This window comes from Pseudomonas lyxosi (assembly GCF_047758685.1).
GTDB lineage: Bacteria > Pseudomonadota > Gammaproteobacteria > Pseudomonadales > Pseudomonadaceae > Aquipseudomonas > Aquipseudomonas lyxosi.
The window spans coordinates 5,715,366-5,728,195 of the sequence record NZ_CP180481.1 but is presented as its reverse complement, the minus strand read 5'-3'; the positions used below and the strand labels follow the sequence as shown (position 1 = coordinate 5,728,195).

The window sequence follows — 12,830 nt, the reverse complement described above, 5'->3', positions numbered from 1 at the left end:
GCGGATAAAGTCTTCCCACACCCACCGAGACTTTGGAGTACAGCCTATGACCAGCCTGGTCCGCGAGATTCCCGCCGCCCCATCGGCCATCGCCCTGATGCATTTCAGCAACCGTCTGACCTTCGAAACCGACTGTTCCGACGTCCACGGCAGCCAACAGGCCGGCGAAGTGGATTTTGTCCTGGTGGACGTGCGCGGCCCGCTCGCCTTCGAGCGTGGCCATGTGCCGGGAGCGATCAATATTCCGGGGCGACTGCTGACCGCTGAAAGTCTGGCGGCCTACCCGAAAACCAGCGTGTTCGTGGTGTATTGCGCCGGGCCCCACTGCAACGGTGCCAACAAGGCTGCCGTGAAACTGGCGGCGCTGGGTTACCCGGTCAAGGAAATGATCGGCGGGGTGACCGGGTGGCTGGACGAAGGGTTTGAGTTGAGTGTTGCGGTGCAACGGCCTGCCAGCACTGTGATCGGTTGCGAATGTTGATGTAGTCGAAAAGATCGCAGCCTCGTTTCACTCGACAGCTCCTACAGGTCTACGCGATCCCCTGTAGGAGCTGTCGAGTGAAACGAGGCTGCGATCTGTTGATCTTGCTTCTAAACGGATGCCCACCACCCATCCAGCGTCGCCTGCAACCACTCGAACACGGCTGCATAGGCGGCGCTGTCCTGTTGACCCCGGGGCAGCGGAGACTCGTCGGCAAAGTGCTCATTGAGCGTTGCCACCGATTCAGCCGTCCACTCCGGATGAAACTGCAACCCCACCCGCGTCGGCCCGACGCAATACATCTGCTGTTCACACTGATCACTGCTGGCCAGCAACTGTGCGTTTGGCGGCAGGTCGATGGCGTCTTCGTGCCATTCCAGCACGTTCAGAGGCTGACCATCGACGAACGTCACGCGGGTCCAACCGGTTTCGGTTCGATCCATCCGCCGCACATTCCCGCCCAGACTCAGCGCCAGCAACTGCGCCCCCAGGCAAATCGCAAACACCGCCGCGCCTTGATCCAGGCTGCCCGCCAACCACTGGCGTTCAGCTTCCAGCCAGGCCGGCCCGCCGTTGGACTCATAAGGTCCGCCCAACAGAATCACCGGGGCTGCACTCACTGGCGGCAACTGGCCGAGGTCGGCGCGAAACACGTTCAGGGTCAAACCTCGGGAAGCCGCCCACGCGGCAATGGCGCCGGGACCTTCGGCGGGGTGGTGCTGGATCAGGTTCAACGTGGGCATAAGGGCTCTCTTGTAGTTTTTGCTTGTAGGTTTTGTCTGAAAAAAGGGCTTGTCCTACAGTCTTTGCACCGGCTTGGCGCACGCTTCAAGGGACTTGAATCCGTCGGCCACTTTTCTATAAGTATTTGTCGCTTAAACACAATTTGCCCTCCTTGAGCCGCTCTAGACTGCCGGCCACTTCGGTGCTCTCCAATCGGAAGCAGCTACCGAAAGCCAATCGAAAGCTGCCAATAAAAGCCTCCGCATACAGGAGTTATAAATGAAGAAGCTAGTGATGTTCGGTGCCCTGGCACTGTCGATGTTGTCCCTGACGGCTGTGGCCGAAGACGCCAAGCCGATCCGCCTCGGCATCGAAGCCGGTTATCCGCCATTCTCGATGAAAACCCCTGACGGCAAACTCACCGGCTTCGACGTGGACATCGGCGACGCGCTGTGCGAGCAGATGAAAGTGAAGTGCACCTGGGTCGAGCAAGAGTTCGACGGCCTGATCCCGGCGCTGAAGGTCAAGAAAATCGACGCGATCCTGTCGTCCATGACCATCACCGACGATCGCAAAAAGAACGTCGACTTCACCATCAAGTACTACCACACCCCGGCGCGCTTCGTGATGAAGGAAGGTACCGACATCAAAGACCCGCTGACCGAACTCAAAGGCAAGAAAGTCGGTGTGCTGCGCGCCAGTACCCACGACCGCTTCGCCACTGAAGTGCTGGTGCCGGCCGGTATCAATCTGGTTCGTTACGGCTCGCAGCAGGAAGCCAACCTGGACATGGTCGCCGGTCGTCTCGACGCGATGCTGGCCGACTCGGTCAACCTGGACGACGGTTTCCTGAAAACCGACGCCGGTAAAGGCTTCGCTTTCGTCGGCCCGACTTACGAAGACGCCAAGTACTTCGGCGGCGGCGCCGGTATTGCTGTGCGCAAGGGTGATAAAGAGCTGGCGGACAAATTCAACACCGCCATCACCGAAATCCGCGCCAATGGCAAGTACAAGCAAGTGCAAGACAAGTACTTCGACTTTGACGTTTACGGCCAGTAATCACGCCGTTCAAAAAAGTGGCAACCGTTGACGCGGTTGCCACTTTTTTTATGCTCTCTTTCTAAGAAGAAAAACCTGTGGGAGCGGGCTTGCTCGCGAATGCGGTTTACCATTCAACATTCATGTCGACTGTCCTATCGCATTCGCGAGCAAGCCCGCTCCCACAGGTGATTTTCGCCGTTCAGATATTCAGGAGTTCTCATGCAACGCATCGATCATTCACTGCCCTGGAGCCACCTGGGCACCGAACGCACCCTCAGCGTGTTTCGTTTTGGCGCGGGCACTCGCAAGGTCTACATCCAGGCCAGTCTGCACGCGGATGAACTGCCGGGCATGCGCACGGCGTGGGAGCTGAAGAAGCGTCTGGCCGAACTCGAAACCCAGGGTCAGTTGCAGGGCGTGATCGAACTGGTCCCGGTGGCCAATCCCATCGGCCTCGATCAGCACCTGCAAGGCAGCCACATGGGCCGCTTCGAGCTGGGTAGCGGCAAGAACTTCAACCGCTCCTTCGTTGAACTCAGCGCACCGGTGGCCGAGTTGATCGGTGATCGCTTGGGCAGTGATGCGGCTGCCAACATTGCGCTGATTCGCCAGACCATGGGCCAGGTACTCGACGGCCTGCCGGCACCGGCCTCGCAGCTTGAAGCCATGCACCGCTTGCTGCTGCGCCACGCCTGTGAGGCCGACTTCACCCTCGATCTGCATTGTGATTTCGACGCGGCGATTCATCTGTATGCCTTGCCGCAACACTGGCCGCAGTGGCAATCCCTGGCGGCGCGTTTGAAGGCTGGGGTGGCGTTGCTCTGTGAAGATTCCGGCGGCAGCTCATTCGATGAATCGTGTTCAACGCCGTGGTTGCGTCTGGCAAGGGCTTTCCCTGAGGCCGCGATTCCGCCGGCCAACCTGGCGACGACGCTGGAGCTGGGCAGCATGGGTGATACGCGAGTCGATCAGGCTCAGGCCAATTGCGAGGCGATTCTCGGGTTCCTCGCCGAGCAGGGTTTCATCAAAGGCACTTGGCCTGCGGCCCCGAGCGAATGCTGTGAAGGCATGCCGTTCGAAGGCACCCAATACCTGTTCGCGCCGCATCATGGGGTCGTCAGTTTCCTGCGCGATTCGGGTGAGTGGGTGGAGAAGGGCGATGCGCTGTTTGAAGTGGTTGATCCGTTGAATGATCGAGTTACCACAGTTTGCGCCGGGACCAGTGGCGTGTTGTTTGCCATCGATCGCGGGCGCTATACGCAGCCGGGCACCTGGCAGGCGAAGGTCGCGGGGCGTGAGCCGATTCGGGTCGGAAAACTCATTAACGATTGAGGTTTCCCCGATCGCTGATCGTTCCCACGCTCTGCGTGGGAATGCAGCCCGGGACGCTCCGCGTCCCAGAAGCCGAACGCGGAGCGTCCGTTGAGGCATTCCCACGCAGAGCGTGGGAACGATCAATCCCCGGCAAGCTTCACAGTGTTAGGCTCTGCCCCGAATCCTGCGCTCTGTGAAGGAAGGTTTATGTTGAAGTTTCTCGCTCTGCTGACACTCCTGGCGTCCGCCGCCGTCCACGCTCAAACCCCGCTGCAAACCGATCTGCCGCTCAAATACCTGGAGCAGGCCAACCCCGAATCGCGCAATCAGCCCCTGGTGATTTTCCTCCACGGTTACGGCAGTAACGAGGAGGACCTGTTCGACATCAAGGATGAATTGCCCGCGTCATACAACTACCTGTCGGTACGCGCACCGATAGTGATGGAGGAGGACAGTTACAAGTGGTTTCGCGAGAAGGGCAACGGTGCCTACAACGGTGAGACCGATGATCTGAAGTCCAGCGGCCAGGTGCTGCAGGATTTTGTCGCACAGGCGGCGAAGAAATATCACACCGAACCGAACAAGGTGTTCCTGGTGGGTTTCAGCCAGGGCGCGATCATGTCCTACGAGGTGGCCCTGCGTCATCCCGAGGCGGTGGGCGGGATCGCGGCGTTGAGCGGGCGGATTCTGCCGGTGCTCAGGTCCGAACTGAAACCGGATGAAAAGCGCCAGAAGCTGGCGATTTTCATCGGTCATGGCACAGCGGACAAACGCCTTCCGTACATTGACGGCACGGACGCCGACAGCCTGTTGCAAAGCCTGTCACTCAAGCCTGAATTTCATGCCTACCCTGGCGTCGGTCACAGCATCACTGCCACCGAAATGCAGGACCTGAGCGCCTGGTTGCAGCGCCTCAATCCCTGATGCTTACTTGCCGGTGACGATCTGCTTGACCAGCGTCTCGTGGCCAGCATTGTCACTGAGGCGGGAAATCACCTGAACGATCGCCATGCGCGTGTTGGACGCGGCCATCACTGTGGTGTCGAGGGTTTTGCCGCCGCCCTGGGTGGCGGTGCTGTCGATCTGCCGCAATCCCAGGCCGGTACCTTTCTGGGTCAGGCTTTTTTCGCTGAGTTTGGTGAAGTCCGGCAGCGCCGTGGCTTGTTCGGTGGCGAAGTCAGACGCCACGGAGTCGAGGAACTTACCGTCGTTGTCTTTGACGTTGAGGCCGCCGGGGATGGTGTTTTCAGCGGCGATCACTACGGTTTTAGTCGCCTGATTGGTGTACATGGTGCCCGTGGCCCCGGCGGTCCCGGTGGCCGCGTCGCCGGCAGGCAACGGGTTGGCGACGAAGCCTTTAGGCAGGGTGAACGTGAACTTGCCGCCGAGCATCGAGACTTTCTGTGCGGGCGCGGTATCGCTGGCAGTGGCCTTGGCGGCCTGCGCATTCAGCGCTCCCAGACTGGCTACCGCCGTCAGCAACAGGACAACGGTTTTTTTACTCAACAAAGACATTCAGAAACTCCAGGGATGGTCGGTCTCGCGGTGGGGGGCGATCATCCCATGGAGGTTGCGGCGCATTCCAGCGCAGTCTAACGGACGGTCACGTTCCTTTGGCCAGCTTAGCGGGGATGGAAAGATGGGTTCACTGTTTGCTTACGGTGCGGCCACACCGCAACACTCCCCAAAAAAATGTCGGACGCGACCTCGATTCTTGGAAAACTTTTGCACAGACCATAGCAAACAGCCCTGATTGGGAGTCAGGGGTATTCCTGCCTGGCATGCAAAACGGTCACGATCTCGATTCGATCCGTCACCCGGTAGACCACCAAGTAATTGGGGTGCACAACAATTTCCCGCGTACCGGGTACACGACCAAATCGATAAAGGTAGGGATGTTGCGGAAGGGCTGAGGTAGCAGCCTCGATGGCTTGGTATAGCTCGCTCGCGGCTACAAGGTGGCGGTCGCCAATATAATCAATGATTTGCCACAGTTCAGCCCGCGCTTCGGGCCGCCACTCAACCAGCATCGCGCTTATTGCGCTTGGCTTCGAGAAGGGATCGCATATCAGCCATTACCTGATCGTGCGGGACATTCGGGCGTGGATCATCGAGCGACGCCTGCACTTTGGCACGGAACCAACGGTCGTAGCTGGCGGCCTGCTCTTCGGTTTCAAACTCTGAAACGATGGGGGAAAGTTCGGCGCTCATAGTGACCTCCGGAATCAATAGCTAGCAGTCTAATCGGTATGTGGCTCAGTGTCGTGGGTGTCAAGATGAAGTGCACCCTGCCAAGCACCACGTGGTCCCATGTCTCTACCTGATGGGAGCAACCACACTAAACCTCTCGCTTGCGACAGCCAACCCCTAAAAAATGTCGGACACCTCCTCAATTTTTTGAACGCTTTCATGCGTTTAACGTACGCGTTTAAAGACACTCGTTGTTACGTCCTAACGGCTACAACGCCTTGCGCCGTTGCCTACGCGTACGCCAGAATCCGCTGGCTTGTGCGGCTGTGGGGCGGGCTATATCGTTTCCCTGTCACTGAAAAACAGTGATCGGGTTTGGTAGACCCGTAGCATCGACGCATAGCGTCACCTTTGGCGGTCCTTTCCCAGGGTTGCGGTTTCATGGTGGCCATGCGTAGGGCTCCTCCGGGGGCGCCGGTTCCGATGCCCGGTCTACCAACCTCCGTATGGCCGCCACCCTCCGTTTGGTAGCGAGATGGTGATGGCTCCAATTAAGTAGCATCGGAGTTCCATCTATGTTCAAAGTTACGCCCAACCCCCCGAATACCAGTCCGTTACCCTACGACGCCTTTCTTGATCTTGACCCCAAGAAAATGAACGAGGCGGCCGACCGCGCACTCAGCTTTTACCTCAACCCCGGGGCGTCGAAAACGCAGATACCGCCCCGCAAACCCAGCACCATTTTCACCATCGACGCAGCGGTGGATGACGAAACGTTGCTCGTCGAGGCTTGCGAATCGTTGGCAGCAGCCAGCGCCATAGTCAACGATCTCACCGACTTAACGGACGGCCCACGACGCCAAACGATGCTGGTACTGCAACGGGTGATCATGTTGGGTGAGTTAGCGGTCAATCGCGTACTGGATAACCACAAGCCTGGGTAGTCGCCAGGCACTGTAGGAGCGAAGCTTGCTCGCGAAGGCGTCAGGTCTGACACACCGCGTTATCGTTCTTCGCGGGCAAGCCTCGCTCCTACACCACAATCAGGTCATCAGTCCCGTAGCGGCGAAGTTCGCACACGAAATCCCTTCCTTAAACCCGATTAGAATCCAGCATCGACGCCAAGCGACATCATCAGGGCTCCCCATTTGGAGCACCTTTGATGACCGACGCAATTAGCTTCACCCTCAAGTTCCCCTTCAACAGTGCCAGCTGCGAGCTGATCTCATTTCATCACCTTCGAATGCTGTGAATGGGTTACTGCGCCTGGTTCTGCGGGAACAGGTTGCGACGTGTTTCTTCGTCGAATTCAGCCTTCAGCACCAGTTTCTCTTTAAGACCGTGGGCACGTTGGGCGGCCGGACGGGCGCTGATTTCATCGAACAGGCGCTTGACGTTCGGGTACGCCGCCAGGCCGTTCTCGCCGAGGATGTACGGCGCGTAATTGGCCCAACCCCAGAGCGCCATGTCGGCGATGCTGTAGGTGTCGCCGGCCAGGTACTGATGGTCGGCCAGACGCTGATCGAGCACGCGGTAGTGGCGTTCGACTTCCTTGAGGTAGCGGTTTTTCGCATACGCCAGGTCTTCCGGCGCGTGGTGCAGGAAATGCACCGCCTGGCCGGAAAATGGCGACAGCCCGGTGGCGATGAACATCAGCCAGGACAGTAACTCGGCTTGCCCGGCCACGGAGGTCGGCAGGAAGCGCTGATGTTTCTGCGCCAGATGCAGCAGGATCGCCTGGGAGTCGAAGACGGTGGCGTCACCGTCGACCAGGGCCGGCACCTTGGCGTTCGGGTTGATCGCCAAAAAGGCCGGCAGGTGTTGCTCGCCCTTGAAGGTGTCGACGCCGATCAATTCGTAGGGCGTTTGCAGTTCTTCGAGCAGCAGGGCGACTTTCATCGGGTTGGGCGAAGGGTGGAAAAAGAACTTCATGGTGTAGGCCTCAGTCAGTGATGGGTGTTCATCTGAGGCTGATGTTGAAGTAAACCCGTTCGAATGATGTGCAAGCTTTTTGCTTTACTCGTTCGAAACTATCGAACGTGTTATCGGGACTTTGGCAGTTGATCGCGACGTGGCGATGACGGCGCCGGCGATAATCAGCAGCGCGGGGACGATCAGAATCGGGTTGGCATGGCTGCGCCCCACGGTGATCAGCAACAACGTGGAAATCAGCGGCGCCAGGTAGGACAGCGCCCCCAGCGTCGCCAGACTGCCGTGTTTGGTGGCGTGATCCCAGGCAAAAAAAGCCAGCCCTACCGGTCCAAGCCCGAGGACGACAATCGCGGTCCATTGGCTGACGTCGGGCTGTACCGTGGTTTCGAAGGCCAGGTGACAGACCAGTCCGGCCACGGCGACCAACCCACAGATGCCACCAATGATGCTGCTCGGTACTTCGCTGAACCGGCGGTTGATCACCGAGTAAACCGACCAGATCAGCGCACAACCGAACGCCGCGAGATACCCGGCGATGGGCATCGCGGCATCAGCATTCGGGGCACGCTGCTGCATGATGAAGGCCGTGCCGGCCAGGCCCAGCAGTGCGCCGAGCAATTGTCGCTTGTGCAGTTTTTCTCCGACCGAGAACGCCGACAGCAACACCAGCAACAGTGGCCAAAGGTAGTTGATCAGGCTGGCTTCGGCCGCCGGAGCGGCTTTGAGCGCGAAAAAGTACAGCGCGTGATAAACGAAAATTCCGACGAACCCGGTCGCCCATACAGCCCAAGGCTGGCGCCAACTGGTGAACCCTGCGATCCCGCGTCGGCCCAGAATCACCAGGCTCGCCGCGAACGCCGCGCCGAAACCCAGTGTCAGCAGTTCAAACGGTGGAATACCTTCGGTGAGGGTGGTCAGCAAAGCCAGGGAGGACCAGAGCACTATCGCAATCACGCCGACGGCCGTCGCGCTGTGGCTGTTTCGAAGCGGAGTCATGTCTGTTCCTTCAGCGCGATGAGCGGGCGACCATCCTGGCCCGATGACATCAAGCAGCTTAGCGTTTGATCGCCGTACGTCCAGCGTCCGGTATCGGGCTCGCCGGCTTGGCCAACAAACGCTTGGTCACCCCGAGCATACCCACTGACACCGCGACGCCCAGGGCGAACGCGCTCAAACCCATGCCTGGCAAGGCCAGCGCCAACACCAGGCAAAACGCGGCGAACGAATACATCCCGGTAGCGGTGGCCCGCAACAACGCAGCGGTAAACGCCGGCCCGCGGGTTTGCTGGGAGAACACCGCCATCACGCTGCCCAGCACCGGGAACACCGCGAGCAGACCGCTCCAGCGTTCACCAACGGTGCTGGCTAGCAACGTGACAGCGAGGGTGAGCAGGGCGCCGGCAATCATGCGCAACAGCAATTTGTCGGACTTCGGCGCCGGGCCTGAAACGATCGGCTGTACCGAGGGAAACAGATACGGCGCCGCCAGCAGAGCGGTCGCGGCGGCGATCACCGAGAACACCAGGGACGGCAGAATCAACGACAGCACAACGGCCGCCGTGGCCCAGACCAACAGCGAAATCACCAGCGCCCACGGCCAACCCGCGCGCTGTGCAACCTGAGCGTAGGTCACGCAAAAGGCAATCATCGCGAACATCGCCGATAGCGCTGCCGTTGCCGATTGAGCAGCGAACTCTGGGCCTTGTTCGATGGCGAGAAAGAACAGAATCGGCCCGACCACCACCGGCAACCCCGACAGCCAACCGGCGACACTCGGTCCCCAGCGTTTACCGGCCAGGGAAATAAACAAGAGAAACCCTGGGATGACCAGCAGTTTGAGTAGCAGCACGCACGCACCTCCGACCTGAGTGAGGCAGCAACGTTAGCATTGCGGACGGTGGATTGCTCTATAGATTGCCGGATTTTGTATACAAAGCTACTGCCCCTTGGGGGCGCAGGGTGAAACGTCTAAGCTGCCCCCTCCCACTTGTTTCTGGATGTTTGTGTGAAATTCAGTTTGCCAAAAACCGCCACGGCGCCGTTCTGTCCGCCGGAAGTGGCCGGCAGCGTTGCCGTCGATCCCCGCGCCTCGTTCTTCAACCGGATGCTGCGCTTTGCCGGTCCTGGCTTGCTGGTGTCCATCGGCTACATGGACCCGGGCAACTGGGCGACCGCCATCGAGGCCGGCTCGCGGTTTGGTTACAGCTTGTTGTTCGTGGTGCTGCTGGCGAGCCTGGCGGGGATGGTGGTGCAGTGTTTGTGTTCGCGCCTGGGCATTGCCACCGGGCGTGATCTGGCGCAGTTGTCCCGGGAGCGCTACAGCACGCGGACCGCACGGACCCAGTGGGTGTTGGCGGAAATCTCGATCATCGCCACTGACCTGGCCGAAGTGCTCGGCTGCGCCCTGGCGTTCCATTTGCTGCTGGGCTGTTCGCTGACTTTCGGCATCGCGCTCACGGCGTTCGACACCTTGCTGGTGCTGGCCCTGCAAAACCGTGGCTTCCGCCGACTCGAAGCGATCATGCTGGTGCTGGTGGGCACCATCGGCGTGTGTTTCTTCGTTGAATTGCTACTGATCAAACCCTACTGGCCGGACGTCGCCCGGGGGTTCACGCCGTCACTGGCCGCCATCGGCGATGCCGCGCCGCTGTACCTGGCCATCGGTATTCTCGGGGCCACGGTGATGCCGCATAACTTGTACCTGCACACCTCCATCGTGCAGACCCGGAGGATCGGCAAGGACCTGGCCAGCAAGCAGGATGCGGTGAAACTGGCGCGCATCGACACCATCGGCTCCTTGGCCCTGGCGTTGCTGGTCAACGCGGCCATCCTGATCCTCGCCGCGGCGGCGTTCCACAAGACCGGACATACCGACGTGGTCGACATCCAGGACGCTTATCATCTGCTCGACCCGTTGGTGGGCGGGGCGCTGGCCAGTGTGTTGTTTGGCGTCGCGTTGCTGGCTTCGGGTCAGAGCTCGACCTTCACCGGGACCATCGCTGGGCAAGTGATCATGGAGGGCTTCCTGAACCTGCGGATTCCCTGCTGGCAACGACGATTGCTCACGCGCGGGCTGGCGCTGATCCCGGCGTTCATTGGTGTTTGGATGATGGGCGACGACGCGATCGGTAAGCTGCTGGTGTTGAGTCAGGTGGTGTTGAGTCTGCAATTGCCGTTTGCGTTATATCCGCTGATTCGCATGACCAACGATCACAAATTGATGGGACCGTTGGTGAATCGGTGGCCGACGCGGGTGCTGGCGTGGGGGTTGTTTGTGGTGATCAGCGGGGCGAATAGCTGGTTGATCTTGCAGTTTTTGGCTTAACCGTGATCGTTCCCACGCTCTGCGTGGGAATGCCTCAATGGACGCTCCGCGTCCGCTTCGGCAGGGACGCGGAGCGTCCCGGGCTGCATTCCCACGCGGAGCGTGGGAACGATCAATTGTGCTTAAACGCCTCAACGACAAAATCAATAAACACCCGGGTCTTGGCCGGCATCAACGTCCGGCTCGGGTAGTACAGCGAAATCGGTCCCGCATCAGCGTGCCAGTCGGGCAGCAGGCGCACCAGTTCGCCACGCTGGATATGTGTCAGCACATCCGGTAACACCAGCAGTGTCACGCCCAGGCCGAGTATCGCCGCTTCGCGCATGGCGGCCGGATCATTGAGCACAATGTTTTCATTCAGATTGGCCGGTACTTCGTTGCCCGCGCCATCGTGCATCAGCCATTGGCGAATCCGCCCGGTGCGGGTGCCGCGCATCACAATGCCGGTATGTCCGGACAGGTCTGCCGGACTGTCGGGCAGGCTGCGTCCTGCGAGGTAGGCGGGAGAGGCCACCGCCACCACATGCGCCGCCGCCAACGTCCGCGACACCACCCCGGGCGTCAACTTGAAGCCGCCACCAATGGCCGCGTCATACCCTTCGGCAATCAAATCCACAGGGCGGTTTTCGAAGTGCCATTCCGGGCGAATCAGCGGGTAGCGCGCCAGGAACGCCGGCAGCAGTGGCAAGACATGACCGATGCCAAACGTCGGCGCCAGACTGACTTTGAGCACGCCCGCCGGCTCGCCTTGATCACTGCTCACTGCGCTGATTGCTGTCTGTAACGCTTCCAGATTGCCGCCGATGCTCGTCAGAAAGCGTTCCCCGGCTTCGGTCAGGGACAGCTTGCGGGTCGAGCGCTGGAACAGCCGCACGCCGATGTTACGTTCGAGCATCGCCACGTTGCGGCTGACAGCGGCAGGGGTCAGCGCGAGCACCCGTGCGGCGGCGGAGAAACTGCCGGTTTCGGCACTGCGGACGAAAGATTCCAGGTTGGCGAGGGTTTCCATGGCAGGCACCTGCTAGTCATGCTTGAAAATCATTCAAAACATTACCCGCTAATCAAGCGCTAATGGCAAGTGCAGTATTCACTCCAACGACAACCCTCGGAGTGAACAACCATGAGCACCATCGGAATCATCGGCGCCGGCGCAATCGGCGCAGCCTTTGCCAGAGCACTGTCACGTCAAGGCATTGAAGTGGTGATCGCCAACAGCCGTGGCCCGCAAAGCCTGGCCTCGCTGGTGGAAGAGCTCGGGCCAACGGCGCGTGCCGGAACCCGCGAGGAGGCCGCCGCACAAGCCATCGTGTTGGTCGCGGTCAACTGGTCGAAGTTGCCGACCGCGCTCGCCGGGCTGCCGGATTTTGGCGGACGGATTGTCATCGACGCCAACAACTCAATCGAGGCGCCATCGTTCAAGGCGGTGGATTTGCAGGGGCGGATGTCCAGCGAAGTGTTTGCCGAATGGGTGCCTGGTGCGCGGGTGGTGAAGGCGTTCAATCACCTTCAGGCGCGTTTTCTGGAAAGCGATCCGGCAGCGGAGGGCGGGCGGCGGGTGTTGTTTCTCTCGGGGGATGATGCCGATGCGAAAGCTCAAGTGGCGGCGCTGATTGAACAGCTGGGCTTCTTCGGGATTGATCTGGGGGAATTGAACGTCGGGGCGCGGCTGGTGCAGTTTCCGGGCGGGCCGCTGCCGGTGCTGAACCTCGTGAAATTCGCCTGACATCGCAACCTGTAGCAGCTGGCGAAGCCTGCGTTCGGCTGCGCAGCAGTCGTGGAATCAGGCAGTGCGGTGCATCAGGAGTACCGCGTGTTCAGGTTTGG

General features: G+C 60.1%; 15 protein-coding genes. 7 read left to right on the top strand and 8 right to left on the bottom strand.

What is annotated here, in order from left to right; genetic code table 11:
* Positions 1 to 46 precede the first annotated feature (46 nt).
* Complete coding sequence (locus ACMXYI_RS26285; RefSeq protein ID WP_415769757.1) at positions 47 to 481, top strand: rhodanese-like domain-containing protein; 435 nt, start codon at positions 47 to 49, stop codon at positions 479 to 481.
* A gap of 110 nt (positions 482 to 591) precedes the next feature.
* Here ACMXYI_RS26285 and ACMXYI_RS26280 read toward each other — a convergent pair whose 3' ends face one another.
* Complete coding sequence (locus ACMXYI_RS26280; RefSeq protein WP_415769755.1) at positions 592 to 1,224, bottom strand: type 1 glutamine amidotransferase; 633 nt, start codon at positions 1,222 to 1,224, stop codon at positions 592 to 594.
* 259 nt (positions 1,225 to 1,483) lie between these two features.
* On the opposite strand from ACMXYI_RS26280, the gene ACMXYI_RS26275 reads away from it, so the two are divergent.
* The 3 genes from ACMXYI_RS26275 (at position 1,484) to ACMXYI_RS26265 (ending at position 4,483) form a co-directional block, all read left to right on the top strand.
* Positions 1,484 to 2,263: an ABC transporter substrate-binding protein gene (locus ACMXYI_RS26275; protein ID WP_415769754.1), complete on the top strand. Its 780-nt coding sequence runs from the start codon at positions 1,484 to 1,486 to the stop codon at positions 2,261 to 2,263.
* Positions 2,264 to 2,464: 201 nt separating this feature from the next.
* On the top strand, positions 2,465 to 3,577 hold the full coding sequence (locus tag ACMXYI_RS26270; RefSeq protein WP_415769752.1) for a succinylglutamate desuccinylase/aspartoacylase family protein: 1,113 nt from the start codon (positions 2,465 to 2,467) through the stop codon (positions 3,575 to 3,577).
* A 189-nt stretch (positions 3,578 to 3,766) separates the two neighbouring features.
* Positions 3,767 to 4,483: an alpha/beta hydrolase gene (locus ACMXYI_RS26265; RefSeq protein WP_415769750.1), complete on the top strand. Its 717-nt coding sequence runs from the start codon at positions 3,767 to 3,769 to the stop codon at positions 4,481 to 4,483.
* 3 nt (positions 4,484 to 4,486) lie between these two features.
* Here ACMXYI_RS26265 and ACMXYI_RS26260 read toward each other — a convergent pair whose 3' ends face one another.
* From ACMXYI_RS26260 to relB, 3 genes are all read right to left on the bottom strand, one after another.
* On the bottom strand, positions 4,487 to 5,074 hold the full coding sequence (locus ACMXYI_RS26260) for a hypothetical protein (protein ID WP_415769748.1): 588 nt from the start codon (positions 5,072 to 5,074) through the stop codon (positions 4,487 to 4,489).
* 245 nt (positions 5,075 to 5,319) lie between these two features.
* Complete coding sequence (locus ACMXYI_RS26255) at positions 5,320 to 5,589, bottom strand: type II toxin-antitoxin system RelE/ParE family toxin (RefSeq protein WP_415769746.1); 270 nt, start codon at positions 5,587 to 5,589, stop codon at positions 5,320 to 5,322.
* Positions 5,579 to 5,770, bottom strand: a complete 192-nt coding sequence (relB, locus tag ACMXYI_RS26250) for a type II toxin-antitoxin system RelB family antitoxin (protein ID WP_007902309.1) — start codon at positions 5,768 to 5,770, stop codon at positions 5,579 to 5,581. Before relB ends, ACMXYI_RS26255 begins: the two co-directional genes overlap by 11 nt.
* 554 nt (positions 5,771 to 6,324) lie before the next feature.
* Between relB and ACMXYI_RS26245 the strand changes: the two genes are divergently transcribed.
* On the top strand, positions 6,325 to 6,693 hold the full coding sequence (locus tag ACMXYI_RS26245) for a DUF6124 family protein (protein WP_403139720.1): 369 nt from the start codon (positions 6,325 to 6,327) through the stop codon (positions 6,691 to 6,693).
* Positions 6,694 to 7,006: 313 nt separating this feature from the next.
* Here ACMXYI_RS26245 and ACMXYI_RS26240 read toward each other — a convergent pair whose 3' ends face one another.
* The 3 genes from ACMXYI_RS26240 to ACMXYI_RS26230 form a co-directional block, all read right to left on the bottom strand.
* On the bottom strand, positions 7,007 to 7,681 hold the full coding sequence (locus ACMXYI_RS26240) for a glutathione S-transferase family protein (RefSeq protein ID WP_046049595.1): 675 nt from the start codon (positions 7,679 to 7,681) through the stop codon (positions 7,007 to 7,009).
* Positions 7,682 to 7,765: 84 nt separating this feature from the next.
* A complete protein-coding gene (gene yddG, locus ACMXYI_RS26235; protein ID WP_415769744.1) occupies positions 7,766 to 8,677 on the bottom strand; it encodes an aromatic amino acid exporter YddG in 912 nt (303 codons plus the stop codon).
* A gap of 58 nt (positions 8,678 to 8,735) precedes the next feature.
* Positions 8,736 to 9,530, bottom strand: a complete 795-nt coding sequence (locus tag ACMXYI_RS26230; protein ID WP_415769742.1) for a hypothetical protein — start codon at positions 9,528 to 9,530, stop codon at positions 8,736 to 8,738.
* A 156-nt stretch (positions 9,531 to 9,686) separates the two neighbouring features.
* Here ACMXYI_RS26230 and ACMXYI_RS26225 point away from each other — a divergent pair, with 156 nt between their 5' ends.
* Positions 9,687 to 11,006, top strand: a complete 1,320-nt coding sequence (locus ACMXYI_RS26225; protein ID WP_415769740.1) for an Nramp family divalent metal transporter — start codon at positions 9,687 to 9,689, stop codon at positions 11,004 to 11,006.
* A gap of 112 nt (positions 11,007 to 11,118) precedes the next feature.
* Here the strand turns inward: ACMXYI_RS26225 and ACMXYI_RS26220 are convergent, their stop codons facing one another.
* On the bottom strand, positions 11,119 to 12,015 hold the full coding sequence (locus ACMXYI_RS26220; RefSeq protein ID WP_415769738.1) for a LysR family transcriptional regulator: 897 nt from the start codon (positions 12,013 to 12,015) through the stop codon (positions 11,119 to 11,121).
* 111 nt (positions 12,016 to 12,126) lie between these two features.
* On the opposite strand from ACMXYI_RS26220, the gene ACMXYI_RS26215 reads away from it, so the two are divergent.
* The gene (locus ACMXYI_RS26215) at positions 12,127 to 12,729 is read left to right on the top strand and encodes an NADPH-dependent F420 reductase (protein ID WP_415769736.1); all 603 of its coding nucleotides are present in this window, start codon (positions 12,127 to 12,129) and stop codon (positions 12,727 to 12,729) included.
* Positions 12,730 to 12,830: the final 101 nt, after the last annotated feature.

Bases quoted from the DNA above. Each gene is read 5' to 3' on its own strand.
- ACMXYI_RS26245 (WP_403139720.1), top strand. From the start codon at position 6,325: ATGTTCAAAGTTACGCCCAACCCCCCGAATACCAGTCCGTTACCCTAC.
- ACMXYI_RS26275 (WP_415769754.1), top strand. From the start codon at position 1,484: ATGAAGAAGCTAGTGATGTTCGGTGCCCTGGCACTGTCGATGTTGTCC.
- ACMXYI_RS26255 (WP_415769746.1), bottom strand. From the start codon at position 5,589: ATGCTGGTTGAGTGGCGGCCCGAAGCGCGGGCTGAACTGTGGCAAATC.
- ACMXYI_RS26285 (WP_415769757.1), top strand. From the start codon at position 47: ATGACCAGCCTGGTCCGCGAGATTCCCGCCGCCCCATCGGCCATCGCC.
- ACMXYI_RS26220 (WP_415769738.1), bottom strand. From the start codon at position 12,015: ATGGAAACCCTCGCCAACCTGGAATCTTTCGTCCGCAGTGCCGAAACC.
- ACMXYI_RS26240 (WP_046049595.1), bottom strand. From the start codon at position 7,681: ATGAAGTTCTTTTTCCACCCTTCGCCCAACCCGATGAAAGTCGCCCTG.
- ACMXYI_RS26265 (WP_415769750.1), top strand. From the start codon at position 3,767: ATGTTGAAGTTTCTCGCTCTGCTGACACTCCTGGCGTCCGCCGCCGTC.
- relB (WP_007902309.1), bottom strand. From the start codon at position 5,770: ATGAGCGCCGAACTTTCCCCCATCGTTTCAGAGTTTGAAACCGAAGAG.
- yddG (WP_415769744.1), bottom strand. From the start codon at position 8,677: ATGACTCCGCTTCGAAACAGCCACAGCGCGACGGCCGTCGGCGTGATT.
- ACMXYI_RS26270 (WP_415769752.1), top strand. From the start codon at position 2,465: ATGCAACGCATCGATCATTCACTGCCCTGGAGCCACCTGGGCACCGAA.
- ACMXYI_RS26215 (WP_415769736.1), top strand. From the start codon at position 12,127: ATGAGCACCATCGGAATCATCGGCGCCGGCGCAATCGGCGCAGCCTTT.
- ACMXYI_RS26280 (WP_415769755.1), bottom strand. From the start codon at position 1,224: ATGCCCACGTTGAACCTGATCCAGCACCACCCCGCCGAAGGTCCCGGC.
- ACMXYI_RS26260 (WP_415769748.1), bottom strand. From the start codon at position 5,074: ATGTCTTTGTTGAGTAAAAAAACCGTTGTCCTGTTGCTGACGGCGGTA.